Annotated in this window: 24 protein-coding genes; 12 read left to right on the forward strand and 12 right to left on the reverse strand. The window is 68.3% G+C overall.

The genetic code is table 11. From position 1 onward, the window contains the following. Positions 1-100: 100 nt before the first annotated feature. A complete protein-coding gene (locus BST10_RS06100; protein WP_083037083.1) occupies positions 101-1,150 on the reverse strand; it encodes a DUF4185 domain-containing protein in 1,050 nt (349 codons plus the stop codon). A gap of 3 nt (positions 1,151-1,153) precedes the next feature. Continuing rightward, positions 1,154-1,861: a TetR family transcriptional regulator gene (locus tag BST10_RS06105; protein ID WP_083037086.1), complete on the reverse strand. Its 708-nt coding sequence runs from the start codon at positions 1,859-1,861 to the stop codon at positions 1,154-1,156. 70 nt (positions 1,862-1,931) lie between these two features. Between BST10_RS06105 and BST10_RS06110 the strand changes: the two genes are divergently transcribed. After that, positions 1,932-2,981, forward strand: coding sequence for a flavin reductase family protein (locus BST10_RS06110; RefSeq protein ID WP_083037088.1), 1,050 nt, complete (start codon positions 1,932-1,934; stop codon positions 2,979-2,981). Between the two features lie 100 nt (positions 2,982-3,081). Next, positions 3,082-4,182: a fatty acid desaturase family protein gene (locus BST10_RS06115; protein ID WP_083037090.1), complete on the forward strand. Its 1,101-nt coding sequence runs from the start codon at positions 3,082-3,084 to the stop codon at positions 4,180-4,182. Between the two features lie 4 nt (positions 4,183-4,186). Here BST10_RS06115 and BST10_RS06120 read toward each other — a convergent pair whose 3' ends face one another. Both BST10_RS06120 and BST10_RS06125 read right to left on the reverse strand, forming a co-directional pair. Beyond that, positions 4,187-4,399: a TOBE domain-containing protein gene (locus BST10_RS06120; RefSeq protein ID WP_013827021.1), complete on the reverse strand. Its 213-nt coding sequence runs from the start codon at positions 4,397-4,399 to the stop codon at positions 4,187-4,189. A 46-nt stretch (positions 4,400-4,445) separates the two neighbouring features. Continuing rightward, complete coding sequence (locus BST10_RS06125; RefSeq protein WP_083037160.1) at positions 4,446-5,051, reverse strand: TetR/AcrR family transcriptional regulator; 606 nt, start codon at positions 5,049-5,051, stop codon at positions 4,446-4,448. 111 nt (positions 5,052-5,162) lie between these two features. Here BST10_RS06125 and BST10_RS06130 point away from each other — a divergent pair, with 111 nt between their 5' ends. Then, entirely contained in the window at positions 5,163-6,512 is a 1,350-nt protein-coding gene (locus BST10_RS06130) for a cytochrome P450 (RefSeq protein ID WP_083037092.1), read from the forward strand. Positions 6,513-6,521: 9 nt separating this feature from the next. Continuing rightward, positions 6,522-6,983 (forward strand): PaaI family thioesterase, encoded by a 462-nt coding sequence (locus BST10_RS06135; protein WP_083037093.1) that lies wholly within the window; start codon positions 6,522-6,524, stop codon positions 6,981-6,983. A gap of 20 nt (positions 6,984-7,003) precedes the next feature. Here BST10_RS06135 and msrA read toward each other — a convergent pair whose 3' ends face one another. Genes msrA through BST10_RS06165 form a run of 6 tightly spaced genes read right to left on the reverse strand, consistent with a single transcriptional unit; the run spans position 7,004 to position 11,866 of the window. Next, positions 7,004-7,507 (reverse strand): peptide-methionine (S)-S-oxide reductase MsrA, encoded by a 504-nt coding sequence (msrA, locus tag BST10_RS06140; protein WP_083037094.1) that lies wholly within the window; start codon positions 7,505-7,507, stop codon positions 7,004-7,006. 18 nt (positions 7,508-7,525) lie between these two features. Then, entirely contained in the window at positions 7,526-8,713 is a 1,188-nt protein-coding gene (locus tag BST10_RS06145) for a cytochrome P450 (protein WP_083037095.1), read from the reverse strand. After that, positions 8,713-9,825 (reverse strand): alpha/beta hydrolase, encoded by a 1,113-nt coding sequence (locus BST10_RS06150; RefSeq protein ID WP_083037096.1) that lies wholly within the window; start codon positions 9,823-9,825, stop codon positions 8,713-8,715. The genes BST10_RS06145 and BST10_RS06150 overlap by 1 nt, the downstream gene beginning before the upstream one ends. Before the next feature lie 16 nt (positions 9,826-9,841). Next, entirely contained in the window at positions 9,842-10,486 is a 645-nt protein-coding gene (locus BST10_RS06155; RefSeq protein WP_083037097.1) for a TetR/AcrR family transcriptional regulator, read from the reverse strand. Then, positions 10,483-11,316, reverse strand: a complete 834-nt coding sequence (locus tag BST10_RS06160) for an enoyl-CoA hydratase/isomerase family protein (protein ID WP_083037098.1) — start codon at positions 11,314-11,316, stop codon at positions 10,483-10,485. The genes BST10_RS06155 and BST10_RS06160 overlap by 4 nt, the downstream gene beginning before the upstream one ends. Before the next feature lie 10 nt (positions 11,317-11,326). Beyond that, the gene (locus tag BST10_RS06165) at positions 11,327-11,866 is read right to left on the reverse strand and encodes a VOC family protein (RefSeq protein ID WP_163762395.1); all 540 of its coding nucleotides are present in this window, start codon (positions 11,864-11,866) and stop codon (positions 11,327-11,329) included. A 119-nt stretch (positions 11,867-11,985) separates the two neighbouring features. Between BST10_RS06165 and BST10_RS06170 the strand changes: the two genes are divergently transcribed. Genes BST10_RS06170 through BST10_RS06180 form a run of 3 tightly spaced genes read left to right on the forward strand, consistent with a single transcriptional unit; the run spans position 11,986 to position 13,906 of the window. Then, a complete protein-coding gene (locus tag BST10_RS06170; protein WP_083037100.1) occupies positions 11,986-12,492 on the forward strand; it encodes a nuclear transport factor 2 family protein in 507 nt (168 codons plus the stop codon). Continuing rightward, positions 12,489-13,514: an NAD-dependent epimerase/dehydratase family protein gene (locus BST10_RS06175; protein WP_083037101.1), complete on the forward strand. Its 1,026-nt coding sequence runs from the start codon at positions 12,489-12,491 to the stop codon at positions 13,512-13,514. Before BST10_RS06170 ends, BST10_RS06175 begins: the two co-directional genes overlap by 4 nt. After that, on the forward strand, positions 13,511-13,906 hold the full coding sequence (locus tag BST10_RS06180) for a DUF427 domain-containing protein (RefSeq protein WP_083037102.1): 396 nt from the start codon (positions 13,511-13,513) through the stop codon (positions 13,904-13,906). The genes BST10_RS06175 and BST10_RS06180 overlap by 4 nt, the downstream gene beginning before the upstream one ends. A gap of 6 nt (positions 13,907-13,912) precedes the next feature. Here BST10_RS06180 and BST10_RS06185 read toward each other — a convergent pair whose 3' ends face one another. After that, positions 13,913-14,302 carry a nuclear transport factor 2 family protein gene (locus BST10_RS06185; RefSeq protein WP_083037161.1) on the reverse strand — a complete coding sequence of 130 codons (390 nt, stop codon included), beginning with the start codon at positions 14,300-14,302 and terminating at the stop codon, positions 13,913-13,915. 64 nt (positions 14,303-14,366) lie between these two features. On the opposite strand from BST10_RS06185, the gene BST10_RS06190 reads away from it, so the two are divergent. After that, the gene (locus BST10_RS06190; protein ID WP_083037162.1) at positions 14,367-15,281 is read left to right on the forward strand and encodes a DNA-3-methyladenine glycosylase family protein; all 915 of its coding nucleotides are present in this window, start codon (positions 14,367-14,369) and stop codon (positions 15,279-15,281) included. On the opposite strand, the gene BST10_RS06195 is transcribed toward BST10_RS06190, so the two are convergent. Continuing rightward, positions 15,268-15,861 (reverse strand): TetR/AcrR family transcriptional regulator, encoded by a 594-nt coding sequence (locus BST10_RS06195; RefSeq protein WP_083037103.1) that lies wholly within the window; start codon positions 15,859-15,861, stop codon positions 15,268-15,270. The genes BST10_RS06190 and BST10_RS06195 overlap by 14 nt on opposite strands. A gap of 115 nt (positions 15,862-15,976) precedes the next feature. On the opposite strand from BST10_RS06195, the gene BST10_RS06200 reads away from it, so the two are divergent. From BST10_RS06200 to BST10_RS06215, 4 genes are all read left to right on the forward strand, one after another. Next, positions 15,977-16,639 carry a TetR/AcrR family transcriptional regulator gene (locus BST10_RS06200; protein ID WP_083037104.1) on the forward strand — a complete coding sequence of 221 codons (663 nt, stop codon included), beginning with the start codon at positions 15,977-15,979 and terminating at the stop codon, positions 16,637-16,639. A gap of 62 nt (positions 16,640-16,701) precedes the next feature. Next, positions 16,702-17,637, forward strand: coding sequence for a class I SAM-dependent methyltransferase (locus BST10_RS06205; protein ID WP_083037105.1), 936 nt, complete (start codon positions 16,702-16,704; stop codon positions 17,635-17,637). 70 nt (positions 17,638-17,707) lie between these two features. Further along, complete coding sequence (locus BST10_RS06210) at positions 17,708-19,084, forward strand: aldehyde dehydrogenase family protein (protein ID WP_083037106.1); 1,377 nt, start codon at positions 17,708-17,710, stop codon at positions 19,082-19,084. A gap of 40 nt (positions 19,085-19,124) precedes the next feature. Beyond that, complete coding sequence (locus BST10_RS06215) at positions 19,125-19,988, forward strand: SDR family NAD(P)-dependent oxidoreductase (RefSeq protein ID WP_041316657.1); 864 nt, start codon at positions 19,125-19,127, stop codon at positions 19,986-19,988. The last annotated feature ends 17 nt before the right edge of the window (positions 19,989-20,005 follow it).

Below are 20,005 nucleotides of genomic sequence, written 5' to 3' on the forward strand. Positions count from 1 at the left end.
AAACTCAGATTTCCCGGTTCGTTCGCTTATTTACCCAGGATGTTACTGAGTATTCTGTGGAATGGCCGCGGGTTGAAGCCACCGAACCAGCCGTCCGGGACTAGCGAATCTCCTCGCCACTGACCAACGTCGCCCGGAACTGCATCACCCGGTAGGGCCAGCCCGCCGCGGTGTTCCACTGCGACACCAGCAGGCCCACCCCTCCGGTACGGTCCACCCGTGAACCCGGTAGGACATAGCCGCCGTAGAGCTGGGCGACCCGGGAGCCGGCGTGGTCCTCGCGATCCCAGCTGCTGCCGATCACCGGCAGTTGCAATGGCACAGAAGCTAATTCGGGGGCGGGGGAGTCCAGCACCCGGTAACCCAGCGCATAGCGCGAGGACACGAACCCGCCGAGCACCCAGGTTCCGGCCGCCAGCCGCCGCAACGACAGCTCGCCCCAGGTCTCGCCGGGCGGGGTGATCGGCACCGGGGTGCGGCCCCAGGCCCGCCGGCCGCCTCGATATCCCCAGCCGGAGTACTTGGCGGGGTTGCCGATGTCGGCGGGGCGCACCCGCCGCAAGATGACGCCCTTGTTGCGCTGAAACCCGGTTGAGACCACATACACCCAGCCGTCGTCGGGGTCGTAGTCCCAGGACCAGCACTGCGCGTGCCCGCGGTGTCGCCGCGCCGGAAACCGCGTCCCGATGTTGTGCCAGGTGGTCCCGCTGTCGGCGGACTGCCAGATCTCGGTCCAGGCGACGTTGCCGAAGCCGCGGTTGACGATCGCGTGCAAGTAGAGCATCTGGTCCACCCGCAACAGATCGGAGGGGATCACCGTGCTGATCGAGCTGCGGTCCAGTCGCGAGACCGGCTCGCGGTGCCGGTAGTGCCACAGCTGCCGGGCGTAGTCGCCGTCTGGGCCGCCCGCGCGCCGGTAGCGAATCCGGTGGCCGGCGTCGCCGGTGCCGATAAGGATCACCGGGGAGCGCCAATCACCTCGGCCGACTTTGTCGCCGGCGAAGGTGTCGCCGAACACCGATACCAGCGAGCCGTCGGGTGCCAGCACCGAGGCGCCCAGGTCTGCACACGTCACGCCCCACTGGTCGGTGATGCCCGGACCGGTGACGTCGGCCAGCTTGCCGGGAACATGGCGTGCTGCGAGGCTCACCGCTCAGGGCTTGCTGCGCCAGCCGCCGACAGCCAGCGCGATCATCCGGAGTTGTTTGACGGCGACTTGTTTGATCTCGGCGAGGGTCTCGGCGTCAGGGGCCTCCTCGATGGCCTCGGCGGTGACGGTCATCGCGTTGACGAACAGCCCCGCCAGGATGTTCAGATCCTCGGTGCTCCACGCGCTCAACGCCGGGAAGCGCGCCAGGTCGGTGGCCAGCTCAGCGGTGATCAAGCGGATCTCGGTGCGGATCGCGTAGCGCAGCACTGTCATTCCGCTGAACCGCTCCCGGTTGATGAACCGCCAGTGCTCGCGGCGCGACGCGACGCTGTCGGCCAGTACCTCCACGGAGGACTCGATGACCCGGTTGGGGTCGACCCCGCCGGTGCGGGCGTCGCGCAGCGTATCGCGCAGCGCCCCGAAGGACTCGTCGATGAGCACCAGCCCCAGCGCGTCCATCGACTCGAAATGGCGGTAGAACGCCGCGGGCACGATGTGGGCGGCCCGGGTCACCTCGCGCAGGCTCAGCGCGCTGAAGCTGCGTTCCTCCAGCAGCGTCAGCGCCGCGCTGATGATGGCGCGGCGGGTGGCCTCTTTGCGCTCCTCGCGCGACATCCGCTCCGGCCGTTCGGGCCGGGCTGGACGCTCGGGACGGGGCGGCCGCGGTGGCCTTGTTCTCCCCGACCGTGAATTGGGCGTACGACTGTTCACTGGATGTGAAGCGTAACACAACCGGCCGATAGCACTTGACGCATCGTAAACAGATGTTCACTGTGTACATATGTTCACTCAAACGTTGACGCGGCGGGTACTGGGCTCCGGCCTGGTCGACCTGCTCACCGGTCCCCACGGGGTCGACCGCTACACCGAACTGGTGTCTCCGACCTGGACCCGCAACGACGCCCGCGCCCGGGTCGTCGCCGTGCGGCGCGCCACCCCACGCAGTGTGACCCTGCTGCTGGAACCCAACGACGCGTTCGGCGGTTTCAAGGCGGGCCAGCACATCAACCTGTCCGTCGAGATCGACGGGCGGCGGCGCACCCGGTGTTACTCGCCGGCCAGCCCCGAAGGGCAGCGGCTCATCGAGCTCACCATCGGGCGCCACGAGGGCGGGCTGGTCTCCGAGTACCTCTACCGCAACGCCCGGCCCGGCATGGTCGTCGGCCTGGACAACGTCGGCGGCGACTTCGTGCTGCCGGCGATCCGCCCGCGGCGCATCCTGTTGGTCTCCGGCGGCAGCGGCATCACGCCGGTGATGTCGATGCTGCGCACCCTGCTCGCCGAACGCTATGCGGGCCGGGTGACGTTCATCCATTACGCGCGCACTCCCGAGGAGACCTGCTACCGCGACGAACTCGCCCGGATGCCGCGGGTGCAGGTGCTGCACGGCTACACCCGCGCACCGGACGCCGGCGATCTGCGGGGCTACTTCGACGGCGAGCATCTGCGGGCGGCCGGACCGGAGCCGGATGCGGTGTACGTGTGCGGCCCGCCGGCACTCGTGGCCGCGGTGCGCGAGGAGCGGCCCGACGCGATCTCGGAGAGCTTCGTGCCGCCGCAATTCACCGCCGACCCGTCCGGTGGCCGGGTCACCTTCCTCGGCAGCACCATCGCGGTGGTCGACGACGGGCGGTCACTGCTGGAGCAGGCCGAATCGGCCGGACTGCAACCGGCCAGCGGATGCCGGATGGGCATCTGCCACAGCTGCACCTGCCGCAAAGCCGGTGGCACGGTGCGAAACCTGATCACCGGGGCGCTCTCGACCGCCGAGAGCGAAGACATCCAGATCTGCGTGTCGGTGCCCGTCGGCGACGTCGAAATCGATCTGTAGGACCAATGACCATCCGTGAGTGGGAATCACACGACGCCACCACCGAGTGTTGCGTCGGGAGATTCCGAGTCGCGGGAAACGACCAGTAAAGGAGCCAACCATGACGCAGTCAGTCCTCGAGCGGCCGCAGACCGAACAGCCGCAGGCCGGCGATCGCCCAGGCCTCCCGGCCAACCTCGACGCCTTCGGCGCCGAACTCGACGCCATCCGCCAGGGTGTGCTCGACGACCTCGGCGAACGCGACGCCGACTACATCCACCAGATCATCAAGGCGCAGCGCACGCTGGAGGTCGGCGGGCGCGCGCTGCTGTTCTTCAGCATCATCCCGCCGGCCTGGCTGGCCGGCACGGTGATGCTGGGGCTGTCGAAGATCCTCGACAACATGGAGATCGGCCACAACGTCATGCACGGCCAGTACGACTGGATGGGTGAACCGGCGTTGTACGGCAAGCACTTCGAGTGGGACACCGCCTGCCCCGCCGACCAGTGGCGGCACTCGCACAACTACATGCACCACACCTACACCAACATCGTCGGGATGGACCGCGACGTCGGCTACGGGATCCTGCGAATGAGCGAGAAGCAGCCTTGGGAGCCCTACTTCCTGGGCAACCCGCTCTACGCCTTCCTGCTGATGGTGCTGTTCCAGTACGGGGTGGCGGTGCATGAGTTGGAGACCGAGCGCATCCGCGCCGGGGAGATCGGATTGGCCGACAAACGCGAAATGCTGCGGGAGACCTGGCAGAAGGTGCGTCGCCAGACCCTCAAGGACTACGTCGCGTTCCCGCTGCTGGCCGGCCCGTTCGCCCCGCTGGTGTTCGCCGGCAACCTGACCGCCAACCTGATGCGCAACGTGTGGGCCTACACCATCATCTTCTGCGGTCACTTCCCCGACGGCACACAGGAATTCACCGTCGAGGAGGCCGAGAACGAGTCACGCGGCATGTGGTACTACCGTCAGATCCTGGGTTCGGCGAACCTGACCGGCGGCAAGTGGTTCCACATCCTGACCGGCAACCTGTCGTTCCAGGTGGAGCACCACCTGTTCCCCGACCTGCCGGCGCACCGCTACGCCGAGATCGCACCGCAGGTGCGCGAGATCTGCGAGCGTTACGGCGTCCCGTACAACACCGGGCCGCTGCTCAAGCAGTTCGGCAGTGTGGTCCGCAAGATCTGCAAACTGGCGCTGCCCTGGACGTGACCGGCTACTCGACGCCGACGGTGACCTCGGTCGACTTGATGAACACCGTCGCCGGCTGACCGACCTTGAGGTCGAGTTCCAGGGCGGCATCGCGGGTGACCGACGAGGTGATCACCTGCTCGCCGCCGTCGAGGCGGATCTTGACCACCGCCATGACCGACCCGACATCCAAGTCGGCGATGGTTCCGGTGAGCTGGTTACGCGTTGAGAGTCGCATGGCGGTCCTCCGGATTCTGCGATGCGCCTGACGGGTCAACGGTAGATCAGCGCCGAGGGCCGAGCAGGGCAATCGACGCATCGACCGCCGGCTCGATGATCGCGCCGATGTCGGAGCCGTCCTCGACTGCCAGCGCGGTCAGCTCTCGCAGCCCGCCCAGCAGGATCACCGCCAGCGCCGGGCTCAACGGCGGCAGGTCCGCACGGCGAAACCCCGGGCTGCCACTGAGCTCGACGAGCAGATTCGACATCAGGTCCAGGCCGCGCCGCTGGGCCGGTCGCGCCACCTCACCCAGCGACGGCAGTTCCCGGATCCAGCTCAACGTGATGGCGGGTCGGGCTTGGATCTGGGCGACGTAGGCGCCCACCGCCTGCCGGATCTGCTCCTGCCAGTCGGCCTGCGGATCGACCGCGGCGCGGATCCGCTGGGCCAGTGCCTCATTGTCGGCGCGCAACAACTCCAGGAAGCACTCCTCCTTGCTGGCGAAGCGGTCATAGAAGGTCCGTTTGGAGGTGCGAGCGGCGCGCACGATATCGGCGACGGTGCTGGCCCGGTAGCCGCGTTCGGCGATCGCGTCGGCAAGTCCCTCGAGCAGCCGGCGGCGAAACGGGTCGGCGGTTTCCGTCACTTCGCCCTCGGTTGCCAGCGTCATCATCGCCGCACCTTTCCCGTCAAGCCTTGCCAGTCCTTGGTACTAGAGAGTACCGTGTTCGACAAGCGTTTGGTACGCGTCGGTACCACGGATCGCCTCGGGAGGCATCGCATGACCCAGACGGTTACCAGCCAGACCACGCAGCGACTCGACGCCGCGGATTCACCGGCGATCAAGCTTCCGCCGAAGCCGCGGATTCCCAAGGTGGTGAGCGGCTTGCTGTTCACCCTGGACCGGCGCCGGCTGATGGGCGCCCTGACGCGTCGCTATGGAGCCGCCTTCACCATCGACAGCCCGGTGTTCGGGCCGACGGTCTTCGTGACCGAACCGGATCTGGCCAAGCAGGTGTTCCTGGCCAACCCCGAGGACCTCGGCAACATCCAGCCCAACCTGTCCCGGATCCTCGGGCCCGGCTCGGTGTTCGCGCTCGACGGTGCCGAGCACCGCCGCCGTCGCAATCTGTTGAGCCCGCCGTTCCACGGCAAGAGCATTCGGGCCTACGAGCAGATCGTCGTCGAGGAGACGCTGCGGGAGATCGCCGACTGGCCGATCGGCAAACCCTTCGAAACGCTGTCGCCGATGAACCGGATCACCCTGAACGTGATTCTGCGGGCGATCTTCGGGGCCGAAGGCGCTGAACTGGACCAGTTGCGGGTAGGCCTGCCCAAGTGGGTGACGCTCGGCTCCCGGCTGGTGGCACTGCCCATGCCGATCCGCAACTACGGGCGGTTCACCCCGTGGGGCCGATTGGCGGCGTGGCGTGAGCAGTACGAAGCGATTCTGGACAAGCTGATCGACGACGTGCGCGCCGACCCGAACTTCGAGAACCGCACCGACGTGCTGACACTGCTCCTGAGCAGCAGCTACGACGACGGTACGGCAATGACCCGCCAGGAGATCGGCGACGAACTGCTGACCTTCCTGGCGGCCGGCCATGAGACCACGGCGTCGACGATGGCCTGGGTGTTCGAGCGGCTGAGCCGCCATCCGCGGCTGCTCGACGAGCTCACCGCCGAGGCCGACACCGACGAGAACAAGTTGCGCCGCGCCACGATCCGCGAGGTCCAGCGGGTGCGCACCGTGATCGACTTCGCCGGCCGGCACGTCTACGCGCCCAGCGTCCAGATCGGCGACTGGGTCATTCCCCGCGGGTACGGGGTGATTGTGGGGATCAACCAGATCCACCAGAATCCCGCCGTGTTCGCCGAGCCGGACCGCTTCGATCCGCGGCGCTACCTCGACGGCAGCCCGTCGGCATTCGAATGGCTGCCCTACGGCGGCGGCAGCCGGCGTTGCCCGGGCTCGGCGTTCGCCAACCTGGAGATGGATCTGGTGCTGCGAACCGTGTTGCGGCACTTCACTATCGAGCCGACCGCGGCACCGGGGGAGAAGTACCACTCCCGGGGAGTGGCGTTCACACCGAAGAACGGCGGGCGAATCACCGTACGACGCCGCGGCTAAGATGCGCTGATGAGCGACCAGGCCGCGCAACGCGTCGAGATGTTCAACGCCGCGATCGAGCACACCATCCCCGCCGCGCATCGGATGGGGGTGCAGGTCGTCGAGGTCGGTGATGGCTACGCTGCGGCCACCGTCCCGTTCGAGGGCAACGGCAACCACTTCGGCGTGGTCTATGCCGGCGTGCAGTTCACCGTGGCCGAGGTGCTCGGCGGCATCATCGCGTTGAGCAGTTTCGACACCGCCAAATACTTCCCGCTGGTGAAGAACATCGACATCTCGTTCGTCGGGATGGCCCGTTCGCAGCTGCGCGCCGAGGCCCGCCTCGACGCCGCCGAGATCGCCCGGATCGGCGCCGAGGCCGCCGAACGCGGCAAGGCCGACTACACGCTGGAGGCGGTGGTCACCGACGCCGACGGCAACACCGTCGCCACCACCCGCGGGCTGTATCAGCTACGGACGCACCGCCAGTAACTGTGCGGCGCACGCCGGGGCTAGGGCTGGCGCTGCAGCTGCCAGTCCGGCCGGATGTAGTGACAGGTGTAGCCGCCGGGGAACCGTTCCAGGTAGTCCTGGTGCTCGGGTTCGGCCTCCCAGAAATCACCGGCCGGGCTGACCTCGGTCACCACCTTGCCCGGCCAGCGCCCGGACGCGTCCACCTCGGCGATGGTGTCCAGCGCGGTCTGTCGCTGCTCGTCGTCGAGGTAGAAGATCGCCGAACGGTAGCTGGTCCCGACGTCGTTGCCCTGCCGGTTGCGAGTGGTCGGGTCGTGGATGGCGAAGAAGAACTCCAGCAGGCTGCGGTAGTCGGTCGCCGAAGGGTCGTAGCTGATCTCGATGGCCTCGGCATGGGTGCCGTGGTTGCGGTAGGTGGCGTTCGGTACGTCGCCGCCGGTGTAGCCGACTCGGGTGGCCACCACGCCGGGTTGCTTGCGGATCAGGTCCTGCATGCCCCAGAAGCAGCCGCCGGCCAGGATCGCTCTCTGGTAATCAGTCATGTCTCCGATTATCCCGGCTCAGGCAGCGCCCGCCAGGGGATAGGAACGATAGCTGGTCAACACCGCGCTCGGCTCCCGATGCGGCGGCGCCTGCGCCGTCAGTTCGGCGAATCGGTCGAACAGCGCGAGCAGTCCCAGGCGGATCTGCATCCGGGCCAGCGGGGCGCCCAGGCAGACGTGCGGGCCGAACCCGAAGCCCAGGTGGCCGGTCTGCGACCGGGCCAGGTCGAGGCGGTCGGGGTCGGGAAACACGGCCGGATCCCGGTTGGCGGCGGCCAGCCCGAGCAGGATCGGGGCGCCGGGGTCGATGACGGCCCCGCCCTTCCCGCTGCCGAGCTCGATGGGCGCCTCGGCAACCCGGGAGATCATCATGGCCGGGCTGATGAGCCGGACCAGTTCGTCGACGGCGTGCGGGGCGGCCCCGGCGTCGGCCAGCAGCCGCTGTTGCCCGGGATTCTCGATCAGCAACGCGGTCGCCCCGGTGAGTACCGCCGTGGTGGTGTCGTGCCCGGCCGACAACAAGAAGATGGCGTTGTGCAGCAGTTCGTCGTCGGACAGTGGCAGCCCGCTGGCGGCCACCACCGACAGCAGGTCGTGGCCCGGGTCGGCGCGGCGCAGCGCCAGCAGATCGGCGAGCAGGTCCTTCATCCCGGCCGCGGCGTCGTCGGCGGCGGTGAACACCGACCGGGGTGCCGCCGGTTCCAGCGCCGCGATCAACGCCATCGACCAGTCCTGCAGGTTGTCCAGTTCGCTGTCGGGCACCCCCAGCAGGGTGGCGATGGCCCCCAGCGGTAACGGCTTGGCGAACTCGGCCACCAGGTCGAAGCCGGCCGGGTCGAGCGCGGCCGCCAACGACCGGGCGCGGGCGGCGACTTCGGATTCGAAGGAGGCCAGTGCGCGCGGGGTGAACGCCCGCGACAGCGGTGCCCGCAGCCGGCGGTGGTCATCGCCGGACCGGTAGAACAGGTTGTGCTCGACGTGGGTCAGATAGGGCCGGCCGGGATCGAGCTTGCTGCGGTACAGGTTTCGCCGGTCGGTCCCGGCGCGTTCATCGCGCAGCATCGCCAGCACGTCGGCGTGACGGGTCAGCACCCACAGTCCCTGGCTGTTGCGGTGTACCGGGTCGGCTTCGGCGAACCGCCGCTGATACGTCAACGGATCGGCATGCAGGTCCGGGTCGCGGAAATCGAAGTCGAGCGCGGCCATCAGGTTCGTTCGGCGATCCAGGACGCCACCAGATCGGCGCAGACCGTTCGGCTGTCGGTGGGCTGCTCGAAGTAGTGGTCGCCGGCGATGAGGTGCAGTTGCTTGTCGGTGCTGGCCAACGAGTCGTGGATGTGGTGGGCGTCGCTGGGGAAGACGCCGGTGTCCGCGGTGCCCTGAATCACCAAGGCGGGCAAGGTGATTCGGCCCAGGTGCGGGGCGCCCTGACAGAACGAGGTCTGCAGGCTCCACATCGACAGCCAGGTCCGCAGCGTGCAGTGCGCGGCGATGTTGTACGGCGCCCGGTTGGCGCGCCGCGGATCACCCAGGTAGCACCGGTTCAGCGGACGATCCGACGGGTCGAGCGAGGCATCCAGGTAGCGCGGGTCGGCCCACACCCGATGCACCGAGAACGAGCGATCATAGGTTCCGGCGGCGTTGAGGCGCTGCAACTCCGCCTGCGCCCACGCGGTGATCCGGTCGTTGCGGTCCCGCTGCGCCTGGCGGTAGCGGGTGATGAACTCCGGTGTGTACGGCGGCGCGTTCTGCTCGGCGTACATGTCCAGGTCCGGGTCGCACGACAGCGGATCGGATTCGTCGGTCACCGACGGGTCCATCCAGGCCGTCAGCACCTCCGGACGGCCGGCGTGGGCCTGGGTGGAGACGTACAGGTCGCCGGGCGGCAGAGTGTTGACCGCATCGGGTACCGGACCGCCGCCGACCGCCGTGATGTGCGGGTCGACGGCTTGCGACTGGTAGGCGGCCATCAACGATCCGCCTCCGGAGTTGCCGAGCAACACCACCACCTCGACGCCGGCCTGCTCGCGCAGCCACTGCACCCCGGCCGCGATGTCCAGCAGCGCGTGTTCGAGCAGGAAGATCGATTCACCGCTGCGGAACCGGGTATTCCAGCCCAGGAAGCCGTAACCGCGTTCGGCGATCAGCGGCGCCAGGTAGTGCTCGGCGAAGTCCACGTTGTAGTGGCTGGCGATCACGGCCACCTTCGGCTTGGCCCCGGCCGGAGTCCAGTACAGCCCCTGCGCGGGGTGATACCCGGCCGGGTTCACCGCCCCGGTTGCCGATGTCAGCGAAACGAATTCGCGCGTTACCGCCACTGCACCACTCCTTTTGTCATGAACCCTGTTCGCGCCAGCTCACCGAGCGATACCAGGTGTCGGTGAGCGTTTTGATCGCCGCTTCGTCGTCGAGTTCGCGGCCCGCCACGTCACCGCCGGCCACCAGCCAGACATAGGTGAAGTGGTTGAGCATGGCGACGATGGCCGAGCCGACCAGCTCCGGGTCCGCGTCGGTCCCGTAGCCCTTGCGCTGGGCCATCCGCACCGTCTGCGCCACCCAGTCGATCGCGTCGGCGCACATGTCGCGCCAGCGCTGGGCGAACTCGTCGTTGATCATCGCCAGCTGGAACACCCCGACCATGACGCCGAGGTGTTCGCGGTAGGTCTCCCAGTGGGCGCGCACCGATTCCGCGATGATCTCCCGCAGATCCTGGCCGGGGTGCAACGCCTGCACCGCACGGCTTTTGGCCGAGGCCCGGAAGTCCTCGGCCAGCGATGCCAGCAGGTCTTCCTTGGATTCGAAGTAGTGGTAGAACGACGCCGGCGAGCGCTTGGCGGCCGAGGTGATGTCGGTGATGGTCGTCTTGAAGAAACCCTTGCGGGCGATCACCTCGCGGGCGGCCTGTTCCAGCCGCGCTTGGGTGTCGCGGCCCCGGACGGTGGGACGGCTGTCGGCGGGCGCCGCGCCCCGGGCCGTCACGCCGGTTCCGTCGCGTCGAGGCCGGCCACCAGCTCGGCCAGCCGGTGTTCACCGGCCGGGGTCTGGCCGCCGGCGGCCAGGAAGCGCTGCATCTTGGGCAGTGCCTCGCCCCGGCCGAGCACCTCGGCGAACGCCGAACGCTCCACCGCCAGACCGGTGTGGATGTCCGGAGCGGCCAGGGTGGCCTTGATGGCGGCGATGTCGGCCAGCGGCACCGTGGCGATGCGCCCCACCAGCCGGTCGACGAACGCCGCGGCGCCGCCCGCATCCAGCGCCCGGTTGACCAGCCCGTAGCGTTCGGCGAGTTCGGCGTCGAGGTCGTCATGGGCCAGCATCACCTCCAACGCCCGGCCCCGCCCCAGCAGCCGGTGCAGGTGTTGCGGGCCCGAGCCGGCGGGGATGACCCCGATCCCGGTCTCGATCTGGTTGAACACCGCCCGGCCGGTGACCGCGAACCGCAGATCCAGGTTGACCAGCAGTTCCATTCCGCCGCCGGCCACCCGCCCGGCGACCACCCCGACGGTGACCTGGTCGAGCGCCCGAAACGCGCCGACCAGGTCCTGGAACGAGCCGACCGCGGCCTCGGGATCGTCGGCCGAGGCCTGCAGCAGCGCCAGGTCGACGTGAGCGATGAAGAAATCGGGGTTGGCGCTTTGCAGCACCACCACCCGCACGTCGCTGCCGGCCGCGCTGCGCAACCAGTTCACCAGCCGCCACAGGTCGCCCATCATCGCGGCGTCCATCAGATTGAGCTCGCCGTGGTCGATGAGTACCCGGGCCACCGGCCCATCGTGGGCGACGGCGAGCGTCGTCAGCGAGTCGAGACCCATGCGAGCCGGTTCAACCGAGCCGGGTGGTGTTCGAGCGGGACGTGACCACCTTGGGGTCGGCCGCCCGTTCGGTGCTGGTCAGCAGCGCATGCGCCTGCTCCGGGTCGCGCTCGAAACCCGGTGTGTCCCGGCATAACTCGACCATGATGCCGTTGGGGTCCAGGTAGTACAACGAGTGGCACCAGCCGTGGTCGACGTCCATCAGCGCTTTGATGCCGGCGGCGTCCATCCGGGCGCGGACTTCGTTCTGCTTCTCCTCGGTGGCCCGGAACGCCACGTGATTCACCCACACCGGCAAGCCGTTCGGGCGCGACAACGAACTCGACCAGTCGGGTTTCTCACCGACGCCATGCAGGTCGAAGAACGCGATGCACGAGCCGTCGCCGAGGTCGTAGAACACGTGCCGGAAGAAGCCGTCCTGCAGTTGCTCGACCTCGGTGTGGACCAGCGGAAACCCCAGCAGGTCTTGGTAGAAGCGGTGCGTCGCCTCCAAGTCGGCGCAGGCGTAGGCCGCGTGATGCAGCCCGACGGCCGGTTTGCTGGACGTCACGGCGATCTCCTTCTGACCGGTGGGTCGACGACGTCACCGTAACACCGATCCGAATATAAACCCAGATTCGAATCCGCCCGCTCTCGACAACTCCGATAGAACGTGTTCTAGTTCTTCGCATGACGAATCCGCAGTTCAGCCGCGCCGAGCTCGCGGCCGCGTTCGAGATCTTCGAGCAGACCGTCGCCCGCGCCGCCGAGACCAAGGACTGGGACGCCTGGGTGAGCCACTACACCCCCGACGTCGAGTACGTCGAGCACGCGATGGGCACCATGCACGGCCGCGACGAGGTGCGGCCCTGGATCCGCCAGACGATGTCGACGTTCCCGGGCAGCTACATGACCGAGTTCCCGGCGCTGTGGTCGGTCATCGACGAGGCCGGCGGGCGGATCATCTGCGAACTGGATAACCCGATGCGTGATCCCGGCGACGGCACCATCATCAGCGCCACCAACATCTCGATCATCACCTACGCCGGCGACGGCCTGTGGCGCCGTCAGGAGGACATCTACAACCCGCTGCGCTTCGTCGCCGCGACCATGAAGTGGTGCCGCAAGGCCCAAGAGCTCGGCACCCTGGACGACGAGGCGGCGGCCTGGATGAAGCAATTCGGAGGGAATGCGTGAAGGCCCACCCCAAGCTGGTCATCGGCGCCAACGGCTTCCTCGGCTCGCACGTCACCCGCCAACTCGTCGATGCCGGGGAAGACGTCCGGGTCATGGTGCGCCCGAGCGCCAACACCATCGGAATCGACGACCTCGACGTCACCCGGTACCACGGCGATGTGTTCGACACCGCCACGCTGCGCGAGGCGATGACCGGCTGCGACGACATCTACTACTGCGTCGTCGACACCCGCGCCTGGCTGCGCGATCCGGCCCCGCTGTTCCGCACCAACGTCGAAGGACTGCGCAACGTCCTCGACGTGGCGGTCGAGGAGCCGATCGCGGCCGGCCTGCGCCGGTTCGTGTTCACCAGCAGCTATGTCACCGTCGGCCGCCGGCGCGGGCACCTCGCCACCGAGACCGACCAGATCGACCGCCGCCGGCTGACCCCCTACGTGCAGTCCCGGGTGCAGGCCGAAGACCTGGTGCTGCGTTACGCGGCCGACGCCGGGCTGCCGGCGGTGGCGATGTGCGTGTCGAGCACCTACGGCGACGGCGACTGGGGCCGCACCCCGCACGGCGCGTTCATCGCCGGCGCCGTCTACGGCAAGCTGCCGTTCGTGATGGACGGCATCCGGCTGGAGGCCGTCGGGGTCGACGACGCCGCGCGGGCGCTGATCCTGGCCGCCGAGCACGGCCGCAACGGGGAGCGGTACCTGATCTCCGAGCGCATGATCACCAACGCCGAGATCATCGCGATCGCGGCCGACGAGGCCGGGGTGCCGCCGCCGGCGCGGTCGATCTCGGTGCCGATGCTCTATGCCCTGGGGGCGCTGGGCGCGCTGAAGGCCCGGCTGGGCGGCAAGGACGCCGAGTTGTCACTGAAATCGGTCCGGATGATGCGCGCGGAGTCCGAGGTCGACCACTCCAAGGCGGTGCGCGAGCTGGGCTGGCAGCCCCGGCCGGTGGAGGAATCGATCCGCGAGGCTGCGCGTTTCTGGATGAAACTGCGTGATGCCAAGAAGCGAGGGACCGCCGCATGACCCAGCACGACTCGGGCAGCCGACCTGTCCACATCCCGACCGCCGAGTACCCGATCACCGTGACCCCGACCGGCCGGCACGTCACGGTGCGTATCGGCGGCGAAGTCGTCGCCGACACCGACGACGCGTTGACGCTGCAGGAATCGACCCGCCCTGCGGTGCAGTACATTCCGCTGGCCGACGTCAATGGTGAGCTGTTGAGCCGCACCACGACGTCCAGCTACTGCCCGTTCAAGGGCGACGCGGCCTACTACACCGTGACCACCGCGGCCGGCCAGACCGTCGCCGATGCGATCTGGACCTACGAACAACCGTTTCCGGCGGTCGCCGCGATCGCCGGGCATGTCGCCTTCTATCCGGACAAGGCCGACATCAGCGTCGGCCAGGACTAGATCGGCCTAGATTCCCAGCACCTCCCCGGCGAACCGGGTCTCGGTGTACTCGCGCACCGACACGATCTGGCCGTCGTGGCAGTCGACGATGAACACCAGCGGGCTGTCGTAGTGGCCGCCGTCGGCGGTGACACAGTCGCCGTGCGCCTCGATCACCACGGTCTCGCCCTCGTTGATGCAGCGGGTCAGATGCAGCGTGATCTGCAGGCCGTGGCGGCGCTCCTCCACCTGCTGGCGCAGGGCGCTCGCGTCGATCGCCTGGCGGGTCAGGATGCTCCAGTAGCTGAAGTCGTCGCTGACCAGGGTGAAGATCTCGTCCAGGTCGTCATCGCCACAGATGCCCTGCAGGAACATCCACGCCAATTCCGCCTGCGGATCGTCGAACGGGGTGGCCACGTCTTCATCGTGGCGTGGCGACGCGAAGCGGTCAACGTGGAAACGGCGTCCCTATGATGACGTCATCTACAGTTCGCTTCGCCGTACCGTCACCTTTCCCGGGCCCGCGAGTCCCGCGCTGACGCTGTCCCCGCTGCGCCGGGGCCCCGGCGACCCCTGCTTGCAGATCATCGACGGCGCCATCTGGCGGACGAGCCTGCTCGCCAGTGGCCCGGTGTCGGCGCGGATCACCCGGGCGGCACCCGAGTCGGTGGACTGCACAGCGTGGGGCGACGGCGCCGCGGAGTTCCTCGACGGACTGCCGGGACTGCTGGGCGCCGACGACGACGCATCGGACTTCGCGCCGACCGAGCCGACGGTGGCCGCCGCACACCGTCGGCTGCCGCACCTTCGGCTGGGCCGCACCGGACGGGTGCTTGAAGCGCTCATCCCGGCGATACTCGAACAGCGGGTGCCCGGCGCCGATGCGTTTCGGGCCTGGCGGGTGCTGGTCACCGAGTTCGGCGGCCCGGCACCCGGACCGGCGCCGCCGCGGATGCGGGTGCCCCCGCCGGCCGAGGTGTGGCGGAGCATCCCGTCGTGGAAGTTTCACCGCGCCAATGTCGACGGCGGCCGAGCCCGCACCGTGGTCGGCTGCGCGCAGCGGGCGGCATCGCTGGAGCGGCTGGTGGGCAGGCCCGCCGCGGCGGCTCAGGTGGCCCTGATGTCGCTGCCCGGTGTCGGGGTGTGGACCGCGGCCGAGACCGCCCAGCGTGCCTTCGGCGACGCCGATGCGCTGTCGGTCGGCGACTATCACATCGCGAAGATGATCGGCTGGACGCTACTCGGCCGTCCGATCGACGACGACACCATGATCGACCTGCTGGCGCCGATGCGACCGCACCGCCACCGGGTGGTGCGATTGCTGATCGAGAGCGGGCTGGCCGTCGAACCGCGGCGCGGGCCACGGCTGCCGGTGCAGCGCATCAGTTCGCTGTGAAGGGCTGCCCGGGGGTTTCGGCGGCCGCGGCGCTGGCGAATCGTCCCGAGTCCAGTGCGTCGAGCAACTGGGCGGCGATCCAGGCGATCGCGGCACTGTCGCGGGGCAGTAGCGCCTGCTCGTAACCGATCAGCATGTACATCCCCCAGCTGGCGAACAAGTGCGCCTGACGTTCGTCGTGCAGGACCTCCAGCGCCGACTCATACATGATGTCGAAGCGCTGCCGATCCACCTGGGTCTGCACGGCACGCACCTGCGGATCCGCCGAACTCCAGGAGCGGATCGCGGCCTCCGCGCCGTGCGGCAGCGACAAGCCGATCTGGATCAGGCTGTCGAGACGCTCGCGTGGGTCGGGCAGGGCCCGCGCGAACTCCACGTGCTGGACGGTGCGGTCGTCCAGCCAGTGCTGAACCAGGTCGCGGGTGTAGACCGGCCAGCTGGTGAAGTAGTGGTAGAACGAGCCCGTCGTCACCCCGAGGCGGTTGCAGACTTCGGCCAGCTTGAGGCCGCCGTAGCCCAATTCCGACAGTACTTCGAGACCCGTCTCGAAGTACGCCTGTCGGGAGAGCACCGCGGCCATAAGTTGACTTTAGTTCGCCGGAGGCGCTGGCGGGACGCATCCGGGGATGCAGAAGTGAATGATCGTAATGCGGAATTTACCGACGGGTCACGGTGGCGGTGCCAGAATTCATCTCATGCAGGAAGTTGCGTTCCACCGGCTCGGGCGTCCCCGCGGCGCACGGTCCAGCCTGACCCGGGAACGCATCGTTGTCGCTGCCAGCGGCGTGTTCGGCGAGTTCGGCTACCACGCGACGACGTTTCAGGCCATCGCCGCCCGCGCGCATCTGACGCGGCCGGCGATCAACCACTACTTCTCGAACAAGCAACTGCTCTACCAGGCGGTGCTCAACCGCAACGAATCGATTCTCGACAACGCCGTCGAACGGGCGCGCGCCGAGAACGGCCTGATCGCACGGCTGTCGTCGGTCATCTACGCGTTCGCCCAGCTCGGGGAGGCGGACCGCACGGCCGCGGCGTTCGCGGTCACCGCGGTGCTGGACGCCCAGCGGGACCCGGAACTGCGGGCACTGGTCGGGGATCTGCAGGGGCCGACCCGGCGGTTCCTCACCGACGCGCTCACCGATGCCATCGATCGGGGCGAGCTGGTCACCGCGACCTCGGTCGGCGATCTGACCGAGACGTTGTTGGCCGTGCTGTGGGGGATCGGGTTCTACATCGCCGCGCTCGGCGACCACGACGAGTCGGCCGCGGTGATCGCCAGCGTGCAGGCGCTGTTGGCGAACCGGCTCTGGCAGCTGCATCAGCCCGCCCCACCGGCCGATGACGGCAGTGAATAGCTCGCCTAACTTTTTTCGGTAGCATGGCTTGCGATACCGACGGCAAGCTAGCGAGGTAACCGATGAGCACACTGCGCACCCATGACGACACCTGGGACATCGCCACCAGCGTCGGCTCCACGGCGGTGATGGTGGCCGCTGCCCGCGCGGTCGAGACCGACAGTTCCGATCCGCTGATCTCCGATCCCTACGCCAAACTCCTGGTCGCCAACGCCGGCACCGGGGTGTGGGAGACGCTGCTCAACGAGTCGCTGACCGACAAGCTGGAGTCCGTCGATCCCGAGATCGCCGCGGTGTATCACCACATGCGCAGCTACCAGGCCGTCCGGACCCACTTCTTCGACGCCTACTTCGCCGAGGCGGTCGGCGCCGGGATCCGCCAGGTGGTGATCCTGGCCTCCGGGCTGGACTCGCGCGCCTACCGGCTCGACTGGCCGGCCGCGACCACGGTCTACGAGATCGACCAGCCGAAGGTGCTGGGCTACAAGGAGACGACGCTGGCGGCCCACGACGTGAGGGCGCCGGTGCAGCACCGTGCGGTGGCCATCGATCTCCGGCAGGACTGGCCGGCCGCATTGACCGCCGCCGGTTTCGACCCGGCGGCCCCGACGGCGTGGCTGGCCGAGGGCCTGTTGATGTATCTGCCTGCCGACGCCCAGGACCGGTTGTTCGAGCAGATCACGGCGCTCAGCGCCCCCGGGAGCCGGATCGCGGTCGAGACCGCGGCCAACCACGCCGACCAGCGGCGCCAGGAGATGTCGGAACGCTTCAAGAAGGTCGCCGAACAGATCGGCCTGGAGCAGACGGTGGACATCCAGGATCTGATCTACCACGACGAGGACCGCGCGGCGGTGCCGGAATGGCTCAACGGGCATGGTTGGCGGGCCACCGCGCAGCACTCCACCGCCGAGATGCGCCGGCTGGGACGCTGGGTGAACGTGCCGATGGGCGACGACACCGACGCGTTCTCGGAGTTCGTCACCGCGGTGCGCGACTGACCCGTTGACCGGCTGCCCCTCTTGCGCCGATCGCGCGGCATGACGGGCCGCGCAGCGGTAGGAAGGGACCATGACCACCACTACCGATGTCGGCGATGTCGTCGCCCTGCTGCGCGGCACCTTCGCGACCGGACGGACGCGCGATGTGCGCTGGCGGCGCACCCAGCTGCGCCGCCTCGAGCAGATGATGAACGAGAACGAGGCGCAGATCGCCGAGGCGCTGGCGGCCGACCTCGACCGCAAGCCGTTCGAGGCGTGGTTGGCCGATATCGCCGGGACCGCTGCCGAGGCCCGGTATGCGACCAAGCACGTCAAGAAGTGGATGCGGCGCAGGCATCGGCTGCTCGAGCTGGCCCAGCTGCCCGGCCGCGGCTGGGTGGAGTACGAACCCTACGGCACGGTGCTGATCATCGGCGCCTGGAACTTCCCGTTCTATCTGACGCTGGGACCGCTGGTGGGCGCGATCGCGGCGGGAAACACCGTGGTGCTCAAGCCATCCGAGATCTCCGCCGCATCGTCGCGGCTGATGGCCGAGTTAGTGCCGCGTTACCTGGACAACGACGCGATCGTGGTGGTCGAGGGCGACGGCGCGGTCAGTCAGGCGTTGATCGCGCAGGGCTTCGACCGGGTGATGTTCACCGGCGGGACCGAGATCGGCCGCAAGATCATGGCCGGGGCGGCCGAACACCTGACACCAGTGACGCTGGAACTGGGCGGCAAGAGCCCGTGCATCGTGGCCGCCGACGCCGACATCGACGTCGCGGCCAAGCGGATCGCCTGGACCAAACTGCTGAACTCCGGCCAGACCTGCGTCGCCCCCGACTACGTGCTGGCCGACGCCACGATCCGCGACGAACTCGTCGCCAGGATCGGCGAGGCCATCACCGACTTCCGCGCGCAAGAACCGCACGGCATGAAGATCGTCAACGAACGCCAATACAACCGTCTCACAAAGTATTTGGCCGACACTCGCGGCACCGTGGCGCTCGGCGGCGGCACGGATGCCGCCACACTGCGGATCGAACCGACCGTCGTCGTCGACCCCGATCCCGCCGAGGCGTTGATGACCAACGAGATCTTCGGCCCCATCCTGCCGGTGATCACCGTCGCCTCCATCGAGGATGCCATCGCGTTCGTCAACGCCCGGCCCAAGCCGCTGGCCGCCTACCTGTTCACCAAGACCCGCGCGGTGCGCGAGAAGGTGATCAGCCGGGTGCCCGCGGGCGGCATGCTGGTCAACCACCTGGTGTTCCAGGTGTCCACCGCCAAGCTGCCCTTCGGCGGCGTCGGCCCGTCCGGAATGGGGGCCTACCACGGCCGGTGGGGTTTCGAGGAGTTCAGCCACCGCAAGACGGTGCTGACCAAGCCAACCCGACCCGATGTCAGCGCGATGATCTACCCGCCGTATACAGAGAAGGCCTGGAAGTTGGCGCGAAGGCTTTTCTAGGGCTGTTTTATCGTGACGATCGAATCGAGGAAGGAAGCTCATGCCCGGAGTGCAGGATCGTGTTGTCGTCGTCACCGGAGCCGGTGGCGGACTTGGCCGTGAATACGCCCTGACCCTGGCCCGCGAGGGTGCCGCGGTGGTGGTCAACGATCTCGGCGGTGCCCGCGACGGCACCGGAGCCGGCCACAACATGGCCGATCAGGTGGTCACCGAGATCAAAGAGGCCGGTGGCCGGGCCGTCGCCAACTACGACAGCGTCGCCGACAGCGATGGCGCGGCCAACATCATCAAGACCGCGATCGACGAGTTCGGCAAGGTCGACGGCGTGGTCAGCAATGCCGGCATCCTGCGGGACGGCACCTTCCACAAGATGACCTTCGACAACTGGAACGCCGTGCTGCAGGTGCACCTCTACGGCGGGTACAACGTGGTGCGCGCCGCCTGGACGCACTTCCGCGAGCAGGGCTACGGCCGGGTGGTGGTGGCCACCTCCACCAGCGGACTGTTCGGCAACTTCGGGCAGGCCAACTACGGGGCCGCCAAGCTCGGCCTGGTCGGCATGATCAACACGCTGGCCATCGAGGGCGCCAAGTACAACATCAAGGCCAACGCGATCGCCCCGATCGCCGCCACCCGCATGACCGAGGACATCCTGCCGCCGGAGGTGCTGGAGAAACTCAAGCCCGAGTACGTCGCACCGGTGGTCGCCTACCTGTGCACCGAAGAGCTCGCCGAGACGGGCTCGGTGTTCATCGCCGGTGGCGGCAAGGTGCAGCGGGCGGCGCTGTTCGAGAACGCCGGCGCCAACTTCGAAAACCCGCCGTCGGTCGATGACGTCGCGGCGCAGTGGTCGACGATCGCCGACATGTCGGCGGCCAAGGCGGCCAGCTTCTCGCTGCAGTAGCGCGGTGGCCTCGGCCG

It is taken from the genome of Mycolicibacter algericus DSM 45454, assembly GCF_002086455.1.
Classification (GTDB): Bacteria; Actinomycetota; Actinomycetes; order Mycobacteriales; family Mycobacteriaceae; genus Mycobacterium; species Mycobacterium algericum.

Coding starts and splice junctions, on each gene's coding strand:
- BST10_RS06110 (WP_083037088.1), top strand. CDS start 1,932: ATGTTCACTCAAACGTTGACGCGGCGGGTACTGGGCTCCGGCCTGGTC.
- BST10_RS06115 (WP_083037090.1), top strand. CDS start 3,082: ATGACGCAGTCAGTCCTCGAGCGGCCGCAGACCGAACAGCCGCAGGCC.
- BST10_RS06120 (WP_013827021.1), bottom strand. CDS start 4,399: ATGCGACTCTCAACGCGTAACCAGCTCACCGGAACCATCGCCGACTTG.
- BST10_RS06125 (WP_083037160.1), bottom strand. CDS start 5,051: ATGACGCTGGCAACCGAGGGCGAAGTGACGGAAACCGCCGACCCGTTT.
- BST10_RS06130 (WP_083037092.1), top strand. CDS start 5,163: ATGACCCAGACGGTTACCAGCCAGACCACGCAGCGACTCGACGCCGCG.
- BST10_RS06135 (WP_083037093.1), top strand. CDS start 6,522: ATGAGCGACCAGGCCGCGCAACGCGTCGAGATGTTCAACGCCGCGATC.
- msrA (WP_083037094.1), bottom strand. CDS start 7,507: ATGACTGATTACCAGAGAGCGATCCTGGCCGGCGGCTGCTTCTGGGGC.
- BST10_RS06145 (WP_083037095.1), bottom strand. CDS start 8,713: ATGGCCGCGCTCGACTTCGATTTCCGCGACCCGGACCTGCATGCCGAT.
- BST10_RS06160 (WP_083037098.1), bottom strand. CDS start 11,316: ATGGGTCTCGACTCGCTGACGACGCTCGCCGTCGCCCACGATGGGCCG.
- BST10_RS06170 (WP_083037100.1), top strand. CDS start 11,986: ATGACGAATCCGCAGTTCAGCCGCGCCGAGCTCGCGGCCGCGTTCGAG.
- BST10_RS06180 (WP_083037102.1), top strand. CDS start 13,511: ATGACCCAGCACGACTCGGGCAGCCGACCTGTCCACATCCCGACCGCC.
- BST10_RS06195 (WP_083037103.1), bottom strand. CDS start 15,861: ATGGCCGCGGTGCTCTCCCGACAGGCGTACTTCGAGACGGGTCTCGAA.
- BST10_RS06200 (WP_083037104.1), top strand. CDS start 15,977: ATGCAGGAAGTTGCGTTCCACCGGCTCGGGCGTCCCCGCGGCGCACGG.
- BST10_RS06205 (WP_083037105.1), top strand. CDS start 16,702: ATGAGCACACTGCGCACCCATGACGACACCTGGGACATCGCCACCAGC.
- BST10_RS06210 (WP_083037106.1), top strand. CDS start 17,708: ATGACCACCACTACCGATGTCGGCGATGTCGTCGCCCTGCTGCGCGGC.
- BST10_RS06215 (WP_041316657.1), top strand. CDS start 19,125: ATGCCCGGAGTGCAGGATCGTGTTGTCGTCGTCACCGGAGCCGGTGGC.